5 protein-coding genes are annotated in these 5,680 nt (G+C 43.8%); all 5 read left to right on the plus strand.

What is annotated here, in order from left to right:
- The first annotated feature begins 145 nt into the window (after positions 1 to 145).
- The gene (gene pdhA, locus E1160_RS00905; RefSeq protein ID WP_155153115.1) at positions 146 to 1,174 is read left to right on the plus strand and encodes a pyruvate dehydrogenase (acetyl-transferring) E1 component subunit alpha; all 1,029 of its coding nucleotides are present in this window, start codon (positions 146 to 148) and stop codon (positions 1,172 to 1,174) included.
- Between the two features lie 23 nt (positions 1,175 to 1,197).
- The gene (locus E1160_RS00910; protein ID WP_155153116.1) at positions 1,198 to 2,568 is read left to right on the plus strand and encodes a pyruvate dehydrogenase complex E1 component subunit beta; all 1,371 of its coding nucleotides are present in this window, start codon (positions 1,198 to 1,200) and stop codon (positions 2,566 to 2,568) included.
- Between the two features lie 22 nt (positions 2,569 to 2,590).
- A complete protein-coding gene (locus E1160_RS00915) occupies positions 2,591 to 3,877 on the plus strand; it encodes a pyruvate dehydrogenase complex dihydrolipoamide acetyltransferase (protein WP_155153117.1) in 1,287 nt (428 codons plus the stop codon).
- An 11-nt stretch (positions 3,878 to 3,888) separates the two neighbouring features.
- Entirely contained in the window at positions 3,889 to 4,257 is a 369-nt protein-coding gene (locus tag E1160_RS00920) for a cupin domain-containing protein (RefSeq protein ID WP_155153118.1), read from the plus strand.
- A 33-nt stretch (positions 4,258 to 4,290) separates the two neighbouring features.
- On the plus strand, positions 4,291 to 5,680 hold a 1,390-nt coding region (gene lpdA, locus E1160_RS00925), incomplete at its 3' end, for a dihydrolipoyl dehydrogenase (protein ID WP_155153119.1).

Below are 5,680 nucleotides of genomic sequence, written 5' to 3' on the forward strand. Positions count from 1 at the left end.
TAATATCGATAATATCGTTATTTTTCAAATAGTTAATAACCATTGACATGAAAGCATATTTCGGTTTAACACTAAAGCAGAAATAAGAAGACTAAATTTGTAATAAAAAATGCAAAATAGTCAGAACCATCAAAGGGAAAACATCATGGTCAAAAAAGCCGCTGCCAAGCGCAAACCTGCACGCAGTTCTGCTGCGAAAGGTGCGAATGTAGATCCTGAACAATTAAAATCCGATTATCGCGAGATGCTTTTAATTCGCCGCTTTGAAGAAAAAGCAGGTCAATTATATGGTATGGGCCTGATCGGTGGTTTTTGTCACTTATATATAGGTCAAGAAGCAGTGGTAACAGGAATGCAGTCCTGTATCACACCGGATGATGCAGTTATCACAAGTTACCGTGATCACGGTCATATGCTTGCATGTGGCATGGATGCACGCGGGGTAATGGCAGAACTTACCGGACGAGAAGGCGGCTATTCTAAAGGTAAGGGTGGCTCCATGCATATGTTCTCCAAAGAAAAGAACTTCTATGGTGGTCATGGTATTGTAGGTGCGCAGATTCCACTAGGAACAGGTATCGCATTTGCCATGAAATATAACGAGACAGATAATGTATGTCTTGCTTATATGGGCGATGGTGCGGTCAACCAAGGACAAGTTTACGAAGCCTTTAATATGGCGGCTTTATGGAAGCTTCCCGTAATTTATATCATTGAAAATAATAAATACGGTATGGGGACATCGGTTGAACGTTCTTCTGCTAGCGGTGCTGATCTTCATAACCGTGGTAAGGCCTATGGTATTCCTGGGATTTCTGTTGATGGTATGAAGGTAGAAGAAGTACGTGAAGCAGGACAAAAAGCTGTTGCGCATTGCCGTGCAGGTAAAGGCCCAATCATTCTTGAAATGAATACATATCGTTATCGTGGTCATTCCATGTCAGATCCCGCAAAATATCGTTCAAAAGAAGAGGTTACTAAGGTTAAAAGCCAAAGTGATCCTATCGAGCATGTGCGCGAAATGATCCTTACAGGTGGTCATATGTCTGAAGATGAGTTGAAAGTGATTGATAAAGAAGTAAAAGCAATCGTTTCTGATTCTGCAGATTTCGCACAAACAAGCCCAGAGCCGGAAGCATCCGAGCTATGGACAGATATTTTGGTAGACGCTTAAGCGCAAAGATAAGGATCGAGATTATGACAGTTCAAATTCTTATGCCGGCGCTTTCGCCGACTATGACAGAAGGTACTTTGGCTAAATGGCTGGTCAAAGAAGGTGATGAAGTCAATGCAGGCGATGTTATCGCTGAAATTGAAACAGATAAAGCAACAATGGAAGTTGAAGCCGTTGATGAAGGCGTTATGGGGAAAATCCTAATCGCTGAAGGCTCTGAGGAAGTTGCTGTAAATACACCTATCGCAATTTTGTTGGAAGATGGCGAAGATGCATCGGCAATTGATGCAGCATCAACATCTGCTGCGTCATCCAATGCGCCAGTTGTTGAGGAAGCAGCATCAGCACCAGCGGCGACATCAGCACCTGTAGCTGAAATTGTTGAAGCAGAAAAAGAATGGGATGGCCCAGTTAAAACATTGACTATTCGTGAAGCACTTCGTGATGCTATGGCAGAAGAAATGCGTAATGATGAAGGTGTCTTTCTTATGGGGGAAGAAGTTGCTGAATATCAAGGCGCTTATAAAGTATCCCAAGGTTTATTAGATGAATTTGGTGCCAAGCGCGTGATTGATACACCAATTACAGAAATTGGTTTTGCAGGGGTCGGCACTGGTGCAGCTTATATGGGGTTGAAGCCAATTGTTGAATTTATGACATTCAACTTCGCGATGCAGGCAATGGACCATATTATCAACTCTGCTGCGAAGACATTATATATGTCTGGTGGTCAGATGGGAGCTCCAATGGTGTTCCGTGGTGCCAACGGTGCTGCATCTCGTGTGGGCGCACAACATTCACAATGTTATGCAGCTTGGTATGGTAGTGTGCCTGGTCTTAAAGTCGTTGCGCCATATAGTGCTGCTGACGCTAAAGGTTTGCTAAAATCTGCTATTCGCGATCCAAACCCAATCGTTTTCTTGGAAAATGAATTGATGTATGGCGTAAGTTTCGACGATGTTCCTGATAGTGAAGATTGGACTGTGCCAATTGGTAAGGCAAAAGTCGTGCGTTCTGGTACAGATGTGACAATTACTGCTTTCTCAATTATGGTTGGTAAAGCTCTTCAAGCGGCGGATGCGTTGGCAGAGCAGGGGATTAGCGCAGAAGTTATTGACTTGCGTACAATTCGCCCCTTGGACACAGCAACAATTGTAAATTCCGTTAAAAAGACAAATCGTTTGGTAAGCGTTGAAGAAGGTTGGCCTACATTTGGTATGGGTGCGGAATTGGCAGCCACAATGATGGAACAAGCGTTTGATTGGTTAGATGCACCTGTAACACGTGTGACAGGTAAAGATGTTCCGTTACCTTATGCGGCTAATCTTGAGAAACTTGCATTACCGCAACCGGAAGAAATCGTCGAAGCAGCGAAAGCTGTTTGTTACAAGTAATTGGTGAAGAAGGAGAATTATCATGCCGATTAAGGTTCTAATGCCTGCACTTTCACCAACAATGACCGAAGGCACATTAGCTAACTGGCTTGTGAAGGTCGGGGACGAAGTTTCTGCGGGTGATGTGATTGCAGAGATTGAAACAGATAAGGCCACAATGGAAGTCGAAGCTGTTGATGAAGGCACTGTTGCAAAACTGCTTGTTGACGCTGGTACGGAAGGCGTTCCGGTAAATGAGCTAATCGCTGTTCTTGTCGAGGAAGATGAAGATATGTCAGCTGCTGATGGTGTAACAGGTGGCGGTGTATCTGCACCAGCTGCAGCACCTGCAGAGGATCCACAACCAGCTGTAGCCGCACCAAGTGCGACACCAGCTCCTATTGCTTCTTCAACAAGTAGTGGCGATCGTATCTTTGCTTCACCATTAGCAAAACGTATTGCATCTCAAGAAGGGTTGGATCTGTCAAAAATTACAGGCTCTGGCCCACATGGTCGTATTGTAAAAGCCGATGTGGAAACAGCCTTGGCTTCTGGTTCTGCGAAAGCAGGGGCTGAGGCTCCTACCGCAGCAGCAACTAAACCAGCAGCTCCGGCACCTATGTCTACAGATAATCCATTTGAGCCAGAGTTCGAATTGGTATCCATGAATAGTATGCGTAAAACAATTGCGCGTCGCTTGACTGAATCCAAACAGAATGTTCCTCATTTCTATCTTTCTGTTGATTGTGAGATCGATAAACTTCTTGCTTTGCGTAAAGAACTAAACGATCAAGCTGATGGTAAATTCAAATTATCGGTAAACGATATTGTGATTAAAGCTGCGGCTGTTGCACTTCGTAAAGTGCCTGCAGCAAACGCCTCTTGGTCTGATGAGGGTTTAAAACTTTATAAGCAAGCTGATATCTCCGTTGCTGTTGCGATTGATGGTGGATTAATTACACCAGTTATTCGTAATGCAGGAAATATCGGTCTAGAGAAAATCTCTAGCGAAATGAAAGAACTTGCAGGTAAAGCCCGCGAAGGCAAATTGATGCCAGAAGAATTCCAAGGTGGCACATTCTCTATTTCCAATCTTGGTATGTTTGGTATTGATAACTTCCAAGCCGTTATTAATCCGCCGCAAGCGTGTATCTTGGCAATTGGTGCTGGTAAGCAACAACCAATCGTTAAAGATGGCGAATTGACAATTGGTACAGTGATGACAGCAACTTTGTCTGTGGATCACCGTGCAGTTGATGGCGCTATTGGTGCTGAATATTTGAAAGTCTTCAAATCCCTCATCGAAACGCCGATGGGTATGATGCTTTAAGCGGTAATTATATGATGTCTGGTGCAATTTCTCTGAAAGATAAGCTGGCACAATTCCAAGATCATTGGTCACCTAAGCGTATAGCGCAGGTCAATGATTTTGATGTGAAGATTGTCAAATTTGAAGGGGAATTCACCTGGCATAAACATGATGATGAAGACGAATTGTTTCTGGTGATTGAAGGTGAGATGACCATTCAATATCAGGATCGTGAAGATGTAACTCTTAAAGCTGGTGAATTGCATGTCATCCCCAAGGGGGTGTTACATTGCCCAATCGCAAAATCTGAATGTTCTGTTCTATTACTGGAGAAATCCGGTGTTGTTAACACAGGTGATGCAGAACAAAGCGACCTCACCAATGCTGTAGAAGACATTTAAGGCAATGCCTTGCCTCTATCAGGAGATGAAAAAATGGCAGATCAAAATTTCGACGTCGTAATTGTAGGTGCTGGTCCAGGCGGATATGTAACAGCGATCCGTGCCGCCCAGTTAGGCCTAAAAACAGCAGTCGTAGAGGCCAATCACCTAGGTGGTATTTGTTTGAACTGGGGCTGTATCCCAACAAAAGCGTTGCTTCGTTCTGCAGAGATTTTCCGTTTTATGGGACATGCGAGTGAATATGGCCTTTCCGTTGAAAAAGCTGGCTTTGATTTAGAGAAAATCGTTGCTCGCAGTCGCGCCGTGTCTAAACAGCTGTCTCAAGGTGTGGCCCATCTTCTCAAGAAGAACAAAGTTACTGTTATTGATGGCTGGGGTAAGCTTGCAGGCGGTGTCGCTGGTGCGCGCAAAGTAACTGTTGAAAAAGACGGTAAAGTTTTTGATACGTTAACTGCAAAGAATGTAATTTTGGCAACTGGCGCCCGTGCACGTGAATTGCCGGGCCTTGAAGCCGACGGAAAACTTGTATGGACTTACAAAGATGCCTTGGTACCAAAAGAGATGCCTAAATCATTGTTGGTAATGGGGTCTGGCGCAATTGGTATTGAATTCGCAAGTTTCTTTCAGACCTTGGGTGCCGATGTAACAGTTGTTGAAGTTATGGATCGTATTATGCCTGTTGAAGATAAAGAAATCTCAAAGATGGCTGAGAAATCCCTGACCAAGCAAGGCATGAAGATTAAAACGGGTGCGACTGTCAAAGGCCTTAAGAAATCAGCCAATAACGTCACTGTCACTGTCGAGAAAAACGGTAAAACAGAAGATATCATTGTAGACCGCGTGATTTCGGCTGTAGGTATTGTTGGTAACGTCGAAAATATCGGTATTGATGGAACTAAGATTAAAGTTGATCGCACTCATGTTGAAGTTAATCAATGGTCGGAAACATCAGAAAAAGGCGTTTATGCAATTGGTGATTTAGCAGGACCTCCATGGCTTGCACATAAAGCCGAGCATGAAGGTGTGATCTGTGTTGAAAAGATTGCAGGCGTTAAAGGTGTTCATCCGCTAAATACGAAACGTATCCCGGGTTGCACTTATTGTCATCCACAAGTGGCATCCGTTGGTTATACGGAAGATGCAGCTAAGGAAGCAGGCTATGATATTAAAGTGGGACGTTTTCCATTCATTGGAAATGGTAAAGCAATCGCACTTGGTGAGCCAGAAGGTCTAATCAAGACCGTGTTTGACGCCAAGACAGGTGAATTGCTAGGAGCGCATATGATTGGTGCGGAAGTAACCGAGCTAATTCAAGGGTATAGTATCGCACAAACACTTGAAACAACCGAAGAAGATTTGATGCATACGGTCTTCCCACATCCAACATTATCAGAAATGATGCATGAATCTGTTTTAGATGCAT

The organism is Curvivirga aplysinae (assembly GCF_009711445.1).
In the GTDB taxonomy this organism is placed as follows: Bacteria; Pseudomonadota; Alphaproteobacteria; order UBA8366; family Aestuariispiraceae; genus Curvivirga; species Curvivirga aplysinae.